General features: G+C 73.6%; 14 protein-coding genes. 5 read left to right on the top strand and 9 right to left on the bottom strand.

The features are described from left to right. Positions 1 to 96: 96 nt before the first annotated feature. Positions 97 to 1521 carry a type I glutamate--ammonia ligase gene (gene glnA / locus AB0B20_RS10370; RefSeq protein ID WP_357469728.1) on the bottom strand — a complete coding sequence of 475 codons (1425 nt, stop codon included), beginning with the start codon at positions 1519 to 1521 and terminating at the stop codon, positions 97 to 99. 207 nt (positions 1522 to 1728) lie between these two features. Here glnA and AB0B20_RS10365 point away from each other — a divergent pair, with 207 nt between their 5' ends. Continuing rightward, positions 1729 to 2106: an RDD family protein gene (locus AB0B20_RS10365; RefSeq protein ID WP_354870294.1), complete on the top strand. Its 378-nt coding sequence runs from the start codon at positions 1729 to 1731 to the stop codon at positions 2104 to 2106. A 61-nt stretch (positions 2107 to 2167) separates the two neighbouring features. On the opposite strand, the gene AB0B20_RS10360 is transcribed toward AB0B20_RS10365, so the two are convergent. Next, the gene (locus AB0B20_RS10360) at positions 2168 to 2857 is read right to left on the bottom strand and encodes a DUF4191 domain-containing protein (RefSeq protein ID WP_357380540.1); all 690 of its coding nucleotides are present in this window, start codon (positions 2855 to 2857) and stop codon (positions 2168 to 2170) included. Between the two features lie 212 nt (positions 2858 to 3069). On the opposite strand from AB0B20_RS10360, the gene AB0B20_RS10355 reads away from it, so the two are divergent. Further along, complete coding sequence (locus tag AB0B20_RS10355) at positions 3070 to 3240, top strand: hypothetical protein (protein WP_354869832.1); 171 nt, start codon at positions 3070 to 3072, stop codon at positions 3238 to 3240. 152 nt (positions 3241 to 3392) lie between these two features. Further along, on the top strand, positions 3393 to 6317 hold the full coding sequence (locus AB0B20_RS10350; RefSeq protein ID WP_357380543.1) for an AAA family ATPase: 2925 nt from the start codon (positions 3393 to 3395) through the stop codon (positions 6315 to 6317). Here AB0B20_RS10350 and AB0B20_RS10345 read toward each other — a convergent pair. Together AB0B20_RS10345 and lipA are read right to left on the bottom strand one after the other, a co-directional pair. Beyond that, on the bottom strand, positions 6299 to 7933 hold the full coding sequence (locus AB0B20_RS10345) for a DUF423 domain-containing protein (RefSeq protein WP_357469725.1): 1635 nt from the start codon (positions 7931 to 7933) through the stop codon (positions 6299 to 6301). The genes AB0B20_RS10350 and AB0B20_RS10345 overlap by 19 nt on opposite strands. 59 nt (positions 7934 to 7992) lie before the next feature. After that, positions 7993 to 9039, bottom strand: a complete 1047-nt coding sequence (gene lipA / locus AB0B20_RS10340; RefSeq protein ID WP_357380545.1) for a lipoyl synthase — start codon at positions 9037 to 9039, stop codon at positions 7993 to 7995. A gap of 356 nt (positions 9040 to 9395) precedes the next feature. Here lipA and aspS point away from each other — a divergent pair, with 356 nt between their 5' ends. Continuing rightward, positions 9396 to 10682, top strand: coding sequence for an aspartate--tRNA(Asn) ligase (aspS, locus tag AB0B20_RS10335; RefSeq protein ID WP_357469722.1), 1287 nt, complete (start codon positions 9396 to 9398; stop codon positions 10680 to 10682). A gap of 458 nt (positions 10683 to 11140) precedes the next feature. Here the strand turns inward: aspS and AB0B20_RS10330 are convergent, their stop codons facing one another. From AB0B20_RS10330 to AB0B20_RS10320, 3 genes are read right to left on the bottom strand one after another with little or no spacing between them, the layout of a single operon-like run. Further along, positions 11141 to 11533 (bottom strand): VOC family protein, encoded by a 393-nt coding sequence (locus AB0B20_RS10330; protein ID WP_357380549.1) that lies wholly within the window; start codon positions 11531 to 11533, stop codon positions 11141 to 11143. A gap of 6 nt (positions 11534 to 11539) precedes the next feature. Then, positions 11540 to 12181: a lipoyl(octanoyl) transferase LipB gene (gene lipB, locus AB0B20_RS10325; protein WP_357380551.1), complete on the bottom strand. Its 642-nt coding sequence runs from the start codon at positions 12179 to 12181 to the stop codon at positions 11540 to 11542. A 52-nt stretch (positions 12182 to 12233) separates the two neighbouring features. Further along, positions 12234 to 14045: a DUF2079 domain-containing protein gene (locus tag AB0B20_RS10320; protein WP_357469719.1), complete on the bottom strand. Its 1812-nt coding sequence runs from the start codon at positions 14043 to 14045 to the stop codon at positions 12234 to 12236. 173 nt (positions 14046 to 14218) lie between these two features. Between AB0B20_RS10320 and AB0B20_RS10315 the strand changes: the two genes are divergently transcribed. Next, positions 14219 to 15460, top strand: a complete 1242-nt coding sequence (locus AB0B20_RS10315; RefSeq protein ID WP_357469717.1) for a PHB depolymerase family esterase — start codon at positions 14219 to 14221, stop codon at positions 15458 to 15460. A 22-nt stretch (positions 15461 to 15482) separates the two neighbouring features. Here AB0B20_RS10315 and AB0B20_RS10310 read toward each other — a convergent pair whose 3' ends face one another. Then, positions 15483 to 16382 (bottom strand): TIGR01777 family oxidoreductase, encoded by a 900-nt coding sequence (locus tag AB0B20_RS10310; protein WP_357469714.1) that lies wholly within the window; start codon positions 16380 to 16382, stop codon positions 15483 to 15485. Between the two features lie 92 nt (positions 16383 to 16474). Next, complete coding sequence (locus tag AB0B20_RS10305) at positions 16475 to 17485, bottom strand: aldo/keto reductase (protein WP_357380559.1); 1011 nt, start codon at positions 17483 to 17485, stop codon at positions 16475 to 16477. Between the last annotated feature and the right edge of the window lie 9 nt (positions 17486 to 17494).

The following is a 17494-nucleotide window of genomic DNA, read 5'->3' as shown; positions in this document are numbered from 1 at the left end:
CCGAGTCCGCCGCCTGGTCCACCAACGCGCCGTCGCTGGGAGTCTCGTGGTCGCTTGGCTATCAGTCGAACGGCACCACAATCCGGGCTTTCGAGCTCAGCAGTCGAAGTACATCGCGAACTCGTGCGGGGTCGGGCGCAGACGCACCGGGTCGACCTCGTTGGCCCGCTTCCAGTCGACCCAGGTGGAGATCAGGTCCGGCGTGAACACGCCGCCGTCGAGCAGGTAGTCGTGGTCGGCCTCGAGCGCGTTGAGCACCTCCGGCAGCGAGCCCGGGACCTGCTTGACGTCGCCCCACTCCTCCGGCGGGAGGTCGTAGAGGTCCTTGTCGATCGGCGCCGGGGGCTCGATCTTGTTCTTGATGCCGTCCAGGCCGGCCATCATCATGGCCGAGAACGCGAGGTACGGGTTGCTGGACGGGTCCGGGACGCGGAACTCGACGCGCTTGGCCTTGGGGTTGCTGCCGGTCACCGGGATGCGGGTGCAGGCGGAGCGGTTGCGCTGCGAGTAGACCAGGTTGACCGGTGCCTCGAAGCCCGGCACCAGACGGCGGTAGGAGTTCACCGTCGGGTTGGTGAAGGCCAGCAGCGAGGGGGCGTGGTGCAGCAGACCGCCGATGTACCAGCGGGCGGTGTCCGACAGCCCGGCGTAGCCGGTCTCGTCGTAGAACAGCGGCTCGCCGCCCCGCCAGAGGCTCTGGTGGGTGTGCATGCCGGAGCCGTTGTCGCCGAAGAGCGGCTTGGGCATGAACGTGGCGGTCTTGCCGGCGGCCCAGGTCTCGTTCTTGACGATGTACTTGAACAGCTGGAGCTGGTCGGCGGCGTGCAGCAGCGTGGAGAACTTGTAGTTGATCTCCGACTGGCCGGCGGTGCCCACCTCGTGGTGCGACCGCTCGACGGTGAAGCCGCCGTCGACGAGGCGCCGCACGATCCGGTCGCGCAGGTCGGCGTAGTGGTCCACCGGGGGAACCGGGAAGTAGCCGCCCTTGTAGGCGGTCTTGTAACCCCGGTTGCCGCCCTCCTCGATCCGGCCGCTGTTCCAGGCGCCCTCGATCGAGTCGATGTAGTAGAACGACTGGTGCGCCGAGGTCTCGTGGCGGATGGAGTCGAAGATGTAGAACTCCGCCTCCGCGCCGAAGTAGGCGGTGTCGGCGATGCCGCTGGCGGCGAGGTAGGCCTCGGCCTTCTTCGCCACGTTGCGCGGGTCGCGGGAGTAGGCCTCGCGGGTGAACGGGTCGTGGATGAAGAAGTTCAGCGCGAGGGTCTTCTGGGTCCGGAACGGGTCGATGAACGCGGTGGCGACGTCCGGCAGCAGCAGCATGTCGGACTCGTGGATGGCCTGGAACCCGCGGATCGAGGAGCCGTCGAAGGCGAGGCCGTCGGTGAACACGCTGTCGTCGAACGACTCGACCGGCAGGTTGAAGTGCTGCATCACGCCGGGCAGGTCACAGAAACGTACGTCGACGAACTTCACGTCCTCGTTGGCGAGGTATCGCAGGAGTTCCTCGGAATTGGCGAACACACGTCCTCCTGGCAGGTCCACTCCGGTAGCTAACTACTGGCGACGCTATGGCCGGGGGGTTGCCCTGCCGTGTCTCGTCTGTTTCCGCCGTGTTACGTCGCTTGCGGAGCGTCATCCTAGCGCTCTCTGGTGCGGAATGTCGGAATTTTCGTCGACGGTCGAGGCGGCGTTACCCTGGCCGCTGTGACCGATACCGCCGCCACACCGGTGCCGCCCGCCACCGACCCCGCCTTCACCCCGCCCAGCCTCGGCCGCCGCTTCGGCGCCCTGATCATCGACTGGGTGCTGTGCCTGATGGTCGCCCGGGCCTTCTCCGACCCGGTCCGCGACGGCTGGCCGCCGGTCCTGGTGCTGATCCTGGAGTACGGCTTCTTCATCGGCCTGTTCGCCCAGACCCCCGGCATGTACCTGACCCGGCTGCGCTGCGTCTCCTGGGCCGACGGCGGCCGGATCGGGGTGCTGCGCGGACTGCTGCGCGGCTTCCTGCTGGCCCTGGTGGTGCCGGCCCTGCTCATGGACGAGCACCGGCGCGGCCTGCACGACCGGCTCGCCGGGTCGGTCGTCACCGACGCCCCGCGCCGCTGACCCGCACGAAGAAGGAGCCGGCCCCGCACGGGGAGCGGCTCCTTCTCGCGTACGCCGGAAGTCAGCGACCCCGGGTCTGCCGGAACGCGCCACGCGCCGGCCGCATGTTCTTCGGGATCGCGCCCTTGGGCATCTGCGGTCGCGCCGTGAGCGCCTTGAGCCGCTTGTCGAGGGCGTTGACGTCCTTCGGGGACAGGGCGCGGGGCAGCCGCATCAGCGTCATCCGCAGCTTGCGGACCGGCAGCTCACCCTCGCCCTGCCCGATCACGTAGTCGTGCAGCGGAGCGGTGCCGATCACCTTCGCCAGGCGGCGCTTCTCCTGGCCGAGCAGGCCGCGTACGCGCTGCGGGTTGCCCTCGGCCAGCAGGATCACGCCCTGCCGGCCCACCACCAGGTGCACCATGTCCATCTGGGTGGTGGAGCTGACCGCCGGGGTGACCCGCCAGTCGCCGCGCATGCTCTCCATGATCTGCGCCGCCGCGCCCGGCTGCCCCTCGGCGGCGTTCATCATCGCCTTGTTCGAGCGCAGGTTGAGCACGATCAGCACGGCCAGCAGGGCGAGCAGGATGCCGATCGGCAACCAGAGCCAACCCCAGGCGAGCACCGCGACCACGGTGAGCGCGAGCGGGATCAGCACCGCCGCCGCGGTCAGCGGCGCGAACCACTTGTCCTGCTTGGCGGTGAACCGGAACACCATCCCGATCTGCTTCAGCCGCTGGCCGAACGAGACCTTCTCCTGGGGCTTTGCCATACCGCAGAGTCTAGTGGTCGGCGCGCACCCCGTTGATCCGTGGCCGCCCCTGCGCCGAGGGCTGAGTACCTTACCGCCGCGGCGGCCCGGATCGGCCCGCCGGTAAGGAGGCCGGGCGGGCGAAGATCAGGCGGCGTACCCATGCACCGGGGGCACCTTCGCGCGGAGAGTCGATCTCGACAGGGAGACACCGCACGACAGGGAGATCCGAGATGTTCGGCAACGACGCAGACCTCATCCTCAGCATCCACCGTAGCCACGCCGCCGAGTTGCAGGCCGACGCGGCGCAGGACCGGCTGGCCCGGTCGTTGCCGCGCCGGCACCCGCGCGGATGGCTCGGCCGCCGCCAGCACCACGCCCGTACCACCGACGCCCGCCGGTGACCGCACCGGCGCCACCGGCCGTCGCCGCTCTCGTGGGCATGGCCGCGAGGGCGTACGCCGGTCCGGCCGTCACGGGGGCGGCCGGACCAGCGGCTTCTGTCGGCCCGGTCGGGCCGGTCGGGTCGTCGGGGCGCCGTGGCATGCTCGACGGCGTGACCGTACGCGCCGCCAGCACCGTCCTCGTCGGCCGCCGGCCCGAGCTGGCCGCGCTCGGCGACGCGCTCGCCCGGTGCCGGTCCGGCGACCCGGCGACGGTGCTCGTCGGCGGTGAGGCGGGCGTCGGCAAGACCCGGCTGCTGGAGGAGTTCGGCACGCAGGTGGACGCGGCCGGCGCGCGACTGCTGGTGGGCCAGTGCCTGGAGCTCGGTGAGGCCGGCCTGCCGTTCGCTCCGTTCGCCGCCGCGCTGCGCGACGTGCTGCGCCACGACGGGCCGGCCGCCTTCGCCGGCTACGAGGCGGAGTTCGCCCGGCTGCTGCCCGAGCTGGCGCGGATGCCGGCCGGTGTGGCCGCGCCCGCCGGGCCGGCCCTCGCCGACACCCCGCGCGGCTACCTGTTCGACCTGGTCGCCGACCTGTTCCGGCGGCTCGCCGAGGAACGCCCGCTGGTGCTGGTGATCGAGGACCTGCACTGGGCCGACCGGTCCACCCGCGATCTGATCGGCTTCCTGGTGCGGGCCGCCCGCGCCACCCGCCTGCTCGTCGTCTGCACCTACCGCACCGACGAGCTGCACCGAGGGCATCCGCTGCGGCCGTTCCTCGCCGAGCTGGACCGGGTTCGCGGCGTGGACCGGATCGAGCTGGGCCGCCTCGACCGGGAGGGCACCGCCACCGTGCTGGCCGACCTGCTCGGCGTCGAGCAGATCGCCCGGACGGTGGACGAGGTGCACGAACGGACCCAGGGCAACCCGTTCTTCATCGAGGAGCTGGCCGCCGCCGGTGGCCCGGTCGGCTGCGCGGCCATCCCGGAGACGCTGCGTGATCTGCTGCTGGCCCGCGTCGACCGGCTGCCCGAGCCGGCTCAGCGGGTGCTGCGGATCGCCGCCGCCGGGGGGACCCGCTTCGCCCACCAGCTCCTCGCCGAGGTGGCCGGCCTGCCCGAGGCCGAACTGGAGGACGCGCTGCGCGCCGCCGTCGCCGGGCAGCTCGTGGTGGCCGACCCGGACGGCGACTACGAGTTCCGGCACGCGCTGGTCCGCGAGGCGGTGCACGACGACCTGCTGCCGGGCGAGCACGCGCGGCTGCACGCCCGGTACGCCGCCGCGATCGAGGCCCATCCGCACCTGGTCGCCGCCGGTCGCGCGCCGGCCGAGATCGCCCACCACTGGTACGCGGCACACGACCATGCGCGTGCGCTCACCGCGGCCCGGCTCGCCGCCGAGGCGGCGGCCGACCGGTACGCGTACGCCGAGCAGAGCCGGCTGCTGGAGCGCGTCCTGGAGCTGTGGGAGCAGGTGCCCGATGCCGCCGACCGGCTCGGCATGGACCACCTGCGGGTGCTGGAGGACACGCTGACCGCGGCGGTCACCGCCGGGGACCTCAGCCGGGCACTCACGCTCACCCGGGCCGCGCTGGCCGAGGTCGACCCCGACGCCGAACCGCTGCGCGCCGCGCGCCTGCTCGACCACCGGGGCCGGCTGTTCGCGCTGCTCGGCAAGAGCGACGGCGCGGCCGAGCTGCGCGAGGCGTACCGGCTGGCGGCGGGCGCGCCGCACGGCCCGGAACGCCTCGGCGTGCTCGCCGACATCGCGTCGCACCTGATGAAGGTCGACCCCCGGGAGGCCGCCTCGGTCGCCGCCGAGGCCGCCGCCGGCGCGTCCGAGGTCGGCACCGACCTGGTGCTGCTGCCCACCCGGATCGCCCTGCTGCACCGCATCGACGGCACGCCGGAGCGCGGGCTGGCCGAGCTGCGCCGGGTGGAGGCGCGGGCCCGGGCCGCAGGCGACTCGTGGGCTCTGGTCAGCGCCCTGGTCTTCCTCTCCGACGTGCTCTACGAGCTGGGCCGCTACGACGAGTCCGAACAGGCGGCCGCGGCCGGGGTGAGCGAGGCACGCCGGGTCGGCATCAGCCGCTCGATCGGGGCGTACCTGCTGTCGAACCGGGCCGAGGCGCTGATCGCGCTGGGCCGCTGGGACGAGGCGGACGCCACCTGCGCCGAGGCGGCCCGGATCGACCCGCCCGGTGTGTCCGGGCTGCACTGGCTGCAACTGCGCGCGGGGCTCCACCTGGCCCGCGCCCACCCCGGCGCGGACGAGGTCGTCGGGCGGGCGCTGGCGTTCCTCGGCCGGCCGTACCTCTGGCCGAACCACCGGCTGCCGCTGCACGAGCTGCGCGTCGAGGCCGCGCTCGCCGCCGGCGACCGGCCGGAGGCGGTACGCGCGGCGCGCGCCGCCCTGGCCGACGCGCACCTGACCGACCTGCCCCGCGAGGGCTGGCCGGTGCTGAACGCGGTGGCGCGTACCGCCGCGTTGACCGGGGACGCGACGCTCGCCGCCGACGTGTCGGCGGTGGCCGCCGCGCTGCCCGCCCGGCATCCGGCCGAGCACGCCCACGCCGCCCACGTCACGGCGATCCTCGGCGGGATGACGCCCGCCGGTCCGGCCGGCGGGCTCGCCGCGTGGCGGGCGGCGGTGGCGGCGTGGCGTACGGCCGGGCAGCCGTACCCGCTGGGCCGGGCGCTGCTGGGGCTGGCCGAGGCGGCAGCGGCGGCCGGTGAGCGCGACGAGGTGGCCGCCCGGGTGCGGGAGACGGCCGAGCTGGCCGCCCGGCTGGGCGCCACCCCGCTGGGCGAGCAGGCGGCGACGCTGGCCCGCCGGGTCGGGCTGCGGGGCACCGGGCGACCGGGTCCGGACCTGCTGACCAGCCGGGAGCGGGAGGTGCTGCGGCTGGTCGCCGAGGGGCACAGCAACAGCCGGATCGCCGAGCGGCTCTTCATCTCGCCGAAGACGGCGAGCGTGCACGTGTCCCGGATCATCGCCAAGCTCGACGTGACCAACCGGGTGGAGGCCGCCGCGCTGGCCCACCGCCTCGGCCTGCTCGAAGCTGCGCCGCCGGGCCTGCGTCAGCGGCGCGGCAGGTAGATGCGCCAGCCGGGCACCGTGACCACGTCGAGCATGCCCGGTGCGGTGCCGACGCGCTGGTCCAGCCGCGCGGCCAGCGGTGAGCCGGCCGGTGCCACCCACGCGGCGTCCGGGTCGGCCGCCACCTCCCGCCGGTACGCGGGCAGCCTGTCGAACCCAGGGCTCAGGTCGTCGTCGACCACGGCACAGAGCACGTTCTCGCCCGTCGCGTAGGTGAGCCGGTTGCACGTCCAGTAGCCGCCGCGTACGTGCCGGACGTCGAGCGCGCCGAGCGTGTCCACGAGCGACCGGTGCCGGTCGGCCTCGGCGTGCACGTCGGGCGCGGTACGGATCACGTCCACAGTGGCCGCCGCACCGGTGCCGAGCACGCCCGCGAGCACCGCCAGCGCCCCGGCCCCCGCCACCCGGGCCATCCCGCGCCGCCGGGCAGCGGGGCGGGCCGTCCGGCGGGCGGCGAGCGGGCGGGCGGCCCGCCACAGTGGCCAGAGCAGGGCGGGCACGGCGACCGCCAGGCACGACAGGTAGCGGCTGCTCTCGATCGGCGTCCGCCCGGCCGCGTTGCTCACCGCGTACGCGGCGAGGACGCCCGCCGCGCCGCCGAGCAGCGCCAGCCGTACCCCGGCCGACACCCGCTCCGGCGAGGGCGGGCCGCCGGGAGCACGGCGGAGCGTGTGCCACGCGGCGAGCACGGCGAGCACCAGCAGCACCGGGAACGCGACGGCCCACCAGAGCTGCCAGGTGGCGCACCGGCCGGGCGAGCAGAAACCCATCGCCAGCGGCGGCCCGAGGACCAGCCCGCCGTGCAGCCGGTCCACCCAGTCCGCCGGTGCGCCCGTGCCACCTGCCGCCAGCACCGCGGCCACCGGGTCGCGGCCGTGCCGGATGCTGTCGGCGAGCATCGGCGCCGCGCCCAGCAGCAGCGCACCGGCCAGCACCATCCCGGCCCGTCCGGCCAGTTCCCGCCACCGCCACGCCACGAGCAGCGCGCCGAGCGTCAGCACGTACGGCAGGATCAGTGGGTCCACCCAGAGCAGCACCCCGGCGATCAGCCCCCAGGCCGCCCAGCGGGGCAGCCGCGCGCCCGCCCCGGTCACACAGAGGCCGACCGTCAGCAGCGCCAGCGCGGCGCCGGCCGGGTTCAGCTCCGGGTAGCCGCCACCGGCGATGAGCTGGTTCTTCACCACCCGGTCGGAGCCGAGCGCCAGCACGGCGACGACGAGCAGCGCGTACCAGCGGTCACCGCCGAGTCGCCGGGTCAGCCACCAGGACAGCAGCAGGAACAACGCGTACAACGCCAGCGTGGGCAGCCGCAGTACGAGCACCGACGGCCCGGCGAGCGCTACCAGCGGCGCGGCCAGGTACGCCTCCAGCGTGCCCATGTACGCCTGGCCGTAGAACCACACCGGGAAGCCGTCACCATCGGCGATGTGCAGGGCGGCCAGCCCCATCGTCGCCTCGTCGCTGTTCGCGGGCGGCACGTCGGCGAACAGCAGCGCCAGCCGGTAGCCCACAGCGGCGAACCCGACGAGCACCGCGAGCAGCGTCGGAGACGGCAGCCGCCGGGGCGTACGAGGGCGCACGGTCTCGCGTGGCTCCTCGCGTACCCCGGCGGTCATGCCTGTGATCATGACATCCGGCGCGCGGCGGTGGTGGGCGACGCGGTGACCGGCCGGCCTCAGCCGGCGACGGCGACCTGCTCGCGGGCGGCGAGCGCCTGCTGGTAGAGGCGGCCCGCGCGGTACGACGAGCGGACCAGCGGGCCGCTCATCACGCCCGCGAAGCCGATCTCCTCGGCCTCCTCGCGCAGCTCGACGAACTCCTCCGGCTTCACCCAGCGGGTCACCGGGTGGTGCCGGGGGGAGGGGCGCAGGTACTGCGTGATGGTGATCAGCTCGCAGCCCGCCTCGTGCAGGTCGCGCAGCGCCTGGGACACCTCGGCGCGTTCCTCGCCCATGCCCAGGATCAGGTTGCTCTTGGTGACCAGGCCGTCCGCGCGGGCCTGGCGGATCACGTCCAGCGAACGCTCGTAGCGGAACGCCGGCCGGATGCGCTTGAAGATGCGCGGCACCGTCTCCACGTTGTGCGCCAGCACCTCGGGCCGCGAGCCGAAGACCTCGGCGAGCTGCTCGGGCACCGCGTTGAAGTCGGGGATCAGCAGCTCGACACCGCAGCCGGACTGCAGCGCGTGGATCTGCCGGACCGTCTCGGCGTAGAGCCAGGCGCCGCCGTCGGGCAGGTCGTCGCGGGCGACACCGGTGATGGTCGCGTACCGCAGGCCCATCGCCGCCACCGACTCGGCGACGCGCCGGGGCTCGTCGGCGTCGAACTCGGCCGGCTTGCCGGTGTCGATCTGGCAGAAGTCGCAGCGCCGGGTGCACTGGTCACCACCGATGAGGAAGGTGGCCTCCCGGTCCTCCCAGCACTCGTAGATGTTGGGGCAGCCGGCCTCCTGGCACACCGTGTGCAGCCCTTCGCGCGAGACGAGCCCGCGCAGCTGGGTGTACTCCGGGCCCATCTTGGCCTTCACCTTGATCCACGGCGGCTTGCGCTCGATCGGCGTCTCGGCGTTGCGCGCCTCGATCCGCAGCATCCGCCGCCCCTCGGGGGCGACAGTCGCGGTGCGCGCTGGCTGCTCAGTCGTCGGCGCGGATTGCTCGATCGTCACAAAACCGAGCGTACGCCGGTCGGCGCCGGTCGATGAACGGCGGGCGACGGCCGTCACGCCCGAATCGCTGTGACACCGGACACCAAGGGCGAAAAAACCCGGTCACAGCGACGCCTGCGCGGTGCTAGCGTGCCGGGCAGAGCTGTGACGGAGCCGAGTAACGGACCGATCCGTCAGTCGAGAGAGCCGCCGGTTGCTGCGAGGCGGTCTGGCGCCGGTCCGCGAAGACCCTCCCGAGCTGCGGGAAGAACGGCGCGTCGCGCCCAGTAGAGCCCGCCCGGCCGGCCCCGGTGAAAAGGCGACGAACGAGGCTCCCGCCCTGGCGGGGGCGAAGGTGTGGTGGCACCGCGAGGTTCCCGCTCGCCCACACCTCCCTGGGGATCGCGTTGCGATTGGTCAAGGAGGTAGTCGTCGTGCAACGCATCCTGTCCACAGAACTCCCCGCCCAGGTGGGCGCCGTCGTGCGGCTCGCCGGGTGGGTCCACCGCCGCCGGCTGCTCAAGTCGGTGGCCTTCCTGATCCTGCGGGACGCCGCGGGGCTCGCCCAGGTGGTGGTCGCCGCACCCGCCGTGCGCGAGCAGGTCGAGGCGCTCACCGAGGAGACGGTCGTCGAGGTCGTCGGCACGGTGGTCGCGAACCCCGCCGCGCCCGCCGGGGTCGAGGTCGTCGAGCCGACGGTACGTCTGCTCGGGCCGCCCGCCGTCCCGCCCCCGTTCGACCTGTACCGGCCGGTGCTCACCGCCACCCTGCCCACCCAGCTCGACCACGCGCCGGTCGCGCTGCGGCACCCGGTCCGCTCCGCCGCGCTGCGGATCTCGGCGGCGGCCGTGTCCGGCTTCCGGGCCACGCTCGACCGCGAGGGCTTCGTCGAGGTGCACACGCCGAAGGTGGTCGCCTCGTCCACCGAGAGCGGGGCGAACGTGTTCGCGCTGGACTGGTTCGGGCGGCCCGCCTATCTGGCCCAGTCGCCGCAGTTCTACAAGCAGCTCATGGTCGGCGTCTTCGAGCGGGTCTACGAGGTGGGGCCGGTGTTCCGCGCCGAGCCGCACGACACGGTCCGCCACCTGGCCCAGTACACGTCGCTCGACGTCGAGCTGGGGTTCGTGGCCGACCACCGGGACGTGATGGCGGTGCTGCGGGACACCCTGGCCGGGATGCTCGACGCCGTGGCCGACCGGGCCGGCGGTGCGCTGGCCACGCTGGGCGTGACGGTGCCGGCGGCACCGGCCGAGATCCCGGCGGTGCACTTCACCGACGCGCTGAAGATCGCCGGAGCGCCGGCCGACGAACCCGACCTGGCGCCGGCGCACGAGCGGGCGCTGGGGGAGTGGGCGCTGCGCGAGCACGGCAGCGACTTCCTCTTCGTCACCGGCTATCCGATGGCGAAACGCCCCTTCTACACCCACCCGGACCCGGCCCGGCCCGCGTACTCAAACGGTTTCGACCTGTTGTTCCGGGGCGTCGAGCTGGTCACCGGCGGGCAGCGGCTGCACCGGCACGCCGACTACCTGGCCGCGCTCGCGGCGCGGGGCGAACCGGTGGAGCCGTACGCCGGGTACGTGGACGCGTTCCGGCACGGCATGCCGCCGCACGGCGGCTTCGCGATCGGGCTGGAGCGGTTCGTCGCCCGGCTCACCGGCGCGGCGAACGTCCGGGAGGTGACCGCCTTTCCGCGCGACCTGCACCGCCTCACGCCCTGACGACGGGCCGGTGCGGCCTGCTCCCTGCCGGCCGGGGGGCTTGCTCGTCGGCGTTTCGCCGGCGCCCTGGTTGGCGGAGGGCGGCTCAGTGGCGACTGAGAGTGAGGAAGGGGCACGTCGTCGATTGTCACGTTCGGTGATGGCGTGTCCGGGGTCGCCGGGAGGCCCTGGTGGCTGACGGATCGCGCTGAACAGGGGTTATGACGAACGGCGGTCGAGCGGGAGGGATGGGTTTCTGCGCCCTTTGCTCTGCAGCCGCGGGCGCAATGATCGACCATGAGTTACCGCTGCGTATCCGGCTGCAGAGCAAAGTCGCCAGGAGGACGTATGCCTCGGGTGCCGGAACGTCGCTCACGGTGACGACCGTCAGATCGGATCCGGAGGGCGGCGAGCCGGACCGGCCAGCCACCGCGCGTCGAGCGGACGCGCGGTGGCCGAGGGCGGGGGAGAGAGGGCGGTCAGGCCGGGCCGAGCAGGTCCCAGGGGTTGCCGGCGATGTCCCGGAAGACGGCGACGCGGCCGTACGGCTCGGTGCGGGGTGGCCGGACGAACTCGACGCCCGCGTCGAGCATCCGGCGATACACCGCCTCGAAGTCGTCGACCCGGAGGAAGAAGCCCACCCGGCCGTGGGTCTGGTCGCCGACCGCACCGGACTGGTGCTCGCCGTCGGCGCGGGCCAGCAGCAGGCCGGTGCCGCCGCCGGGCGGGCGTACCACCACCCAGCGTTTGGGCCGGCCGTCGTTCGTCAGAGAGGGCGTGTCCTCGGTCAGTTCGAAGCCGAGCACCTCGGTGAAGAAGGAGATCGCCGGGTCGTACTCGGTCACGACGAGCGTGACCAGGTCGAGCCGCACGGGGGCTCAGACCCGGGTCAGCGTCGGCAGGTGCCGTTCGACCACCGGCAGCACGTCGGCGACGGTGATCGGCCGGCCCAGCTCGGCGGTCAGCGAGGTGACCCCGGCGTCGCGGATGCCGCAGGGCACGATCCGGTCGAAGAAGCCCAGGTCGCAGTCGCAGTTGATGGAGAAGCCGTGCAGCGTGACGCCGCGGGCCACCCGGATGCCGATCGCGGCCACCTTGCGGGCCGGGCCCCTGTCGTCCTCCGGCACCCACACGCCGCTGCGGCCCTCGACCCGGCCGGCGGCCAGCCCGAACTCGGCGCAGACGTCGATCAGCAACTGCTCGGTGCGGCGGACGTAGGCGACCACGTCGACCGGGTCGGGCAGCCGGACGATCGGGTAGCCGACGAGTTGCCCCGGGCCGTGCCAGGTGATCTTCCCGCCGCGGTCCACGTCCACCACCGGGGTGCCGTCCATCGGCCGGTCCCACGGCTCGGTGCGCTTGCCGGCGGTGTAGACGCTGGGGTGCTCCAGCAGCAGCACGGTGTCGCCCCGCTCGCCGGCCACCACCGCCTCGTGCAGCCGGCGCTGTTCGTCCCAGGCGGCCTGGTAGTCGAGCAGGCCGGCGTGGACGGCGGTCAACCCGGAAGTCGTCACGCTCACCCGTCCAGCCTAGTCCCGCCGTCCGGGAACCGGACCCGTGAGCCTCGTCGCGTCAGTCCGGCACCCGCCACAGCCAGACGTCCTCCACCCGCTCGGGCGGGCCCAGCAGCGCGGTGGCGGTGCGCCGCAGCGCCTCCTCGTCGACGTCGAACTTGGCGCCGTGCACCCGGTCCGGCAGCACCACCGCCTGGACGCCCCAGTAGCGCAGGTCCGCCCGGGACTCGCGGATGCTGCCGTCGGTGATGATCGGCACCAGCCCGGTCCGGCCGGCCTGGTCCATCAGCGAGTCGAAGGTGCGCGGCACCGGACCGATCCGGCCCCGGCCCTCCGGCCCGCCCGGCCCCAGGAAGAACCCGGACGGGATCCGGAACTCACCCTGCCGGTGGGCGAGCGCGTACGCCTGCCAGCGCTGCCCGTCCGGGTAGACGTCGACGGTCAGCGGCAGCGGGGTGAGCACCCCGTCGGGCGGGACGTAGCGCTGCCAGGCACCGGTGGTGATGAACGCCGGGACCGGTTCCCGGACGCTTGTCAGCAGCGGCGTGGGCACCAGCGGCAGCAGCGCCGCGACGAAGCCGAGCGCCCAGGCGAACCCGCTCACCCGGTGCCGGGGCGGGCGGGCGCGCAGCGAGTCGATCGCGTACGCCAGCAGCAGGCCGATGACCGGCGCGACCACCAGCGCCAGCCGGGACGGCAGGGCCGCGTTTATCACCGGCAGGTTGTCCAGCACCCCGAACGGCAGCGTCTGGTCGAAGCGGCGGCCGTTCCACTTGACCGACGGGCCCCAGGACAGCACCGCGAAGACCACCGCGGTCACGCCGAGCGCCGCGAGCGTGGCCCGGAACGCGCGGTCCGCGCGCCGCCACAGCAGCGCGAAGCAGGCCACGGCGAGCAGGAGCAGCGGTACGCCGAAGAACGAGTTCTCCTCGGTCGGGTTGGGTGCCAGCGAGGTGCCCCACCCGGCCCAGCCGGCGAGCGAGCGGCGCGGGAACGACCCGTACGCGGCGATGTCCTCGGAGTGGATCAGCGGGTCGAACCCGGTGCCGTGGAACCGCTGCGGCCCGAGGAAGTGCAACCAGAGCGGGTACGCCAGCAGCGCCCCGGCGACGAGTGCTGTCACGCCCAGCCCGGCCGCCATCCGGGGCAGCGCGGCGCGCGCCTCGGACCGGCGGGCCGGGTGCAGCGCCCAGACGGCGAGGAACACGCCGAGCGCCAGCGCGGTGAAGAACAGCCCTTCTGCGGCGATCGAGAACGCGACAGCCACCAGCAGGCCCAGCACGATGCCGCCGGTGACCGCCCGGCCGGGCCGGCGCAGCCGGAACACGCCCCAGATCAGCAGCGGCACCAGCCATCCGGCGGTCCAGTTCAGGTGCGCGTTCGCGTGCGACACCATCGCCGGGCAGAAGGCGATGAACAGCGCGCCCACCGCGGCGGCCAGCCGGCTGCGCACCAGGTGGCGGCTGAGCAGCCAGTACCAGGCCACCGCCGTCGCGGCCAGGTTGAGCGTCAGGATCACCAGGAACGTCGCGGGCGGCCCGATCAGGTAGGTCAGCGGCGCGAAGACCGCCGCGTACACGGTGATCGAGGTGTTCACCGCGAGGTTCACCCCGTCCGGGACGTTGATCAACGTGGTGTACAGCGGGTTCTGCCCGTGGGTGAGCGCGTGCCCGCCGAACGCCAGCAGCCACTCGAACAATGCCTGGTCGCTGGAGTTGACGGTGATGGCGCGGCTGTTCGGATCCCGCCACATGCCACTTGTCACCCAGAGGGCGAGGGCCAGCGCGGCGAGCGTGACCAGCAGGTCGGCACGCCGGTCGCGGACGCGTGTCGGCGCCGGGCCGGTGGCCGGGGACGGGGAGGAGGGCACGCAGCGGACGTTACCAACCGGACCTGGGCAGACCGCCCGGACGCGGAACTCGCCCGCACACTTCGGCGGTCGTGAATGTGTGAGCGGCGGCCATTCCGGTGTGACGAAACGCAGCCGTAACGTCTCGGCAACCCGGAGGTGACTCAGTTCACATTCCACGATCGGGAGGTCCCGTGCCCCGCTCCTCATCCCTCATCGCCCGCGTCGCCGGGGCGGCGGCCGGGGTCGTGCTGGCCGCGGCCACCGCGCTGGTCGCCGCCCTCCCCGCCCAGGCCGCCACGCTCACCCAGGTCACCGGCTTCGGCTCCAACCCCGGAAACCTGGCCATGTACGCGTACCGCCCGGACGGACTGCCGGCCGGCGCGCCCGCCGTGGTGCTGCTGCACGGCTGCGTGCAGAACGCCTCCACCTACGTCGCCAACTCCGGCTGGCAGAAGTACGCCGACCAGTGGAAGTTCACGCTCATCGCGCCGCAGCAGCCCAGCGGCAACAACGCCAACTCCTGCTTCAACTGGTTCGAGACCGGCGACACCGCGCGCGGCCAGGGCGAGGCGCTGTCGATCAAGCAGATGGTCGACTACGCGAAGACCACGTACGGCACCGACGGCACCCGGGTCTACGTCAGCGGCCTCTCCGCCGGCGGCGCGATGAGCGCGGCCATGCTCGCCGCCTACCCGGACGTCTTCGCCGCCGGCTCGATCATCGCCGGCGTCCCGTACCGCTGCGCCACCAGCACCGTCACCGCGTTCAGCTGCATGAACCCGGGCGTGGACAAGACCCCGGCGCAGTGGGGCGACCTGGTCCGCGGCGCGTACGCCGGATACACCGGCAAGCGCCCCCGCGTGGTGATCTGGCACGGCACCAGCGACACCACGGTGGCCACCGCGAACGCCACCGAGTCGCGGGACCAGTGGACGAACGTGCTGGGCCTGTCGACCACCCCGACCAGCACGTCCACCCTGCCGGCCGGCACCAGCCTGGAGGTGTACGGCAGCGACCAGGTCCGCCTCTACCGGGTCTCCGGGATGGGCCACGGCACCCCCGTCGACCCGGGTACGGGCGCGGACCAGTGCGGCACCGCCGGGGCGTACTTCCTGGACACCATCTGCTCGACGTACCGGGACGCGGTCTTCTTCGGGCTCGGCGGCGGTGGCGCCTCGCCGAGCCCGGCCCCGACGGCGACCGCGTCGCCCAGGCCGACCGCCTCGCCCACGCCGACCGCGTCACCCACGCCCACTGCCGCGCCGGTCTGCGTCACCGCCAGCAACTACGCGCACGTGGTGGCCGGGCGGGCGTACCAGTCCGGCGGGTACGCCTACGCGCTCGGCAGCGGGCAGCGGATGGGCCTCTACAACACCTTCTACACGAGCACGCTCAAGCAGACCGGGCCCGCGTACTGGGTGATCGGCTGCTGAACCGCCGCGCCGCCCTCGCCGCTCAGCCGGTGAGGGCGGCGCGCAGCGCGCCCGGCAGGTCCGGATGCGTCCACCGGAAACTGGCCCGGTCCAGCACCCCCGGCAGCACCCGCGTGCTGGTCAGCGCCTCCTGCGCGAAGCCGCCGAGCGCGACCTTCAGCGCCAGTGCCGGGATCGGCATGATCGCCGGGCGGTGTAGTTGAGCGGCCAGTTCCCTGGTGAACTCGGCGTTGGTGACCGGCGCCGGGCCGACCGTGTTGACCGGGCCGGCCAGGTCGTCGCGGTGCAGCAGGAACTTCGCGGCGTCGAGCCAGTCCCGCATCGAGATCCACGGGACCCACTGCCGACCGTTGCCCAGCTTGCCGCCGACGCCGAGGCGGAACGGCAGCAACTGCGGCTTGAGCAGGCCACCGTCGCGGTGCAGCGGCAGTCCGGTACGCAGGCGCACCACCCGTACCCCGGCATCCTCGGCCGGGCGGGTCGCCGCCTCCCAGACCCGGCAGACGTCGGCGAGGAAGCCCTCACCGGCCGGCGCCTCCTCGGTGACCGTCCGGTCGCCGGTGTCGCCGTACCAGCCGACGGCGGAGGAGTTCAGCAGCACCGCGGGCCGGTCGGCGGCGGGCAGGCCGGCGATCGTGATGGCGAGCGTGGTGGTGCTGTCCACCCGGCTGGTCCGGATCAGCCTCCGGTACTCGTCGTTCCACCGCTTGTCGCCCACCCCGGCACCGGCCAAGTTCACCACCGCGTCGGCCTCGGCGACGCACTGCGGGTCCAGTTGCGCGGCGGACGGGTTCCACTGCCGCTCGGCGGGTGTGCGTGGTGGGCGGCGGACCAGGCGGGTGACCTGGTGGCCGTCCGCGGCGAGGCAGTCGACAAGTCGGGTGCCGAGGAAGCCGGACACGCCGGCCATGAGGATCCGCATGCTTCCATCTTCGAGTACGGAGCGCGATTCGGATGCGTGGAGCGAAATCACTCACTCGTCACACCCGCGTGCGCAGTAGTTGTTCGGGCGGGTCAGGCGTCGGCCGGGGCGGTGCGCAGGTCGGCGAGCAGACGTTCCACCTCGGCGAAGGCCGCCTCCGGCAACGGCCCGTACGCCAGCGCGCCGATGTTCTCCTCGGCCTGCGCCACGGTCCGGCAGCCGGGGATCGGCAGCGTGTGCGGGCTGCGCGCGAGCAGCCAGCCCAGCGCGCCCTGGGCGAGGCTCCGGCCGTCGGAGGTCAGCGCCTCGCGGACCCGGGCCACCCGCTGCGCCCACTCGGCGCGCGGTACGCCGCCGGTGAACCAGTCCAGCCACTCCGGTGCCACGCCGCGCACGTCGTCGCCGCCCCGGGCGGCCGGCGCGTCCTGGTACTTCGCGGTGAGCAGGCCCATCGCCAGTGGCCCCCGGTTCAGGGCGGCCAGGTCGAACTCCGCGCACACCGCGAGCATCGCGGCGTTGTCCCGCAGCACCGACTGGTCGTGCTGGATCGCCGCGCAGTGCGGTCCGGCCTCGGCGAAAGCGCGCGCCGAGGCGGGGTCGTCGGTGCTCCAGCCGTACGCCCGGATCTTGCCCTCGGCGACCAGATCCTCCAGTGTGCCGACAAGGTCGATCGCCCGCGGCACCGGCAGGCCGCCCAGGTGGAGCTGGTAGAGGTCGACGTGGTCGGTGCCGAGCCGGCGCAGCGAACCCTCCAGGCTGCGCCGCGCGTACTCGGCGCTGGCGTCCTCGCCGAGCGCCTGGCGGGTCTCCTCGTCGGTGGGGTAGCCGAACTTGGTGGCGATGACCGCCCGGTCCCGGCGGCCGGCGAGCGCGCGCCCCAACACCCGTTCGCTGTGCCCCGCGCCGTAGTTGCTGGACGTGTCGAACAGCGTCGCGCCCAGGTCGAGGGCCCGGTGCACGGTACGCACCGACTCGTCGTCGTCCACCTCACCCCAGCCGAGCGGTTGGCTGCCGTCCCAGAGCGGGCCGCCGATCGCCCAGCAGCCCATGCCGATCGCGCTGACCTCGATGCCGCTGCGGCCCAGCCGTCGTGTCGTCGTCATGCGCCACAG

Source organism: Micromonospora sp. NPDC049151 (assembly GCF_040648395.1).
In the GTDB taxonomy this organism is placed as follows: domain Bacteria; phylum Actinomycetota; class Actinomycetes; order Mycobacteriales; family Micromonosporaceae; genus Micromonospora.
Note: the sequence above shows the minus strand (reverse complement) of the source record. Positions and strands in the feature narration are given on the sequence as shown.

What these genes read in the sequence shown, in the direction of transcription:
- AB0B20_RS10360 (WP_357380540.1), bottom strand. Translation starts at nt 2,857, where the DNA reads ATGGCAAAGCCCCAGGAGAAGGTCTCGTTCGGCCAGCGGCTGAAGCAG.
- AB0B20_RS10355 (WP_354869832.1), top strand. Translation starts at nt 3,070, where the DNA reads ATGTTCGGCAACGACGCAGACCTCATCCTCAGCATCCACCGTAGCCAC.
- AB0B20_RS10345 (WP_357469725.1), bottom strand. Translation starts at nt 7,933, where the DNA reads ATGACCGCCGGGGTACGCGAGGAGCCACGCGAGACCGTGCGCCCTCGT.
- AB0B20_RS10310 (WP_357469714.1), bottom strand. Translation starts at nt 16,382, where the DNA reads ATGCGGATCCTCATGGCCGGCGTGTCCGGCTTCCTCGGCACCCGACTT.
- AB0B20_RS10305 (WP_357380559.1), bottom strand. Translation starts at nt 17,485, where the DNA reads ATGACGACGACACGACGGCTGGGCCGCAGCGGCATCGAGGTCAGCGCG.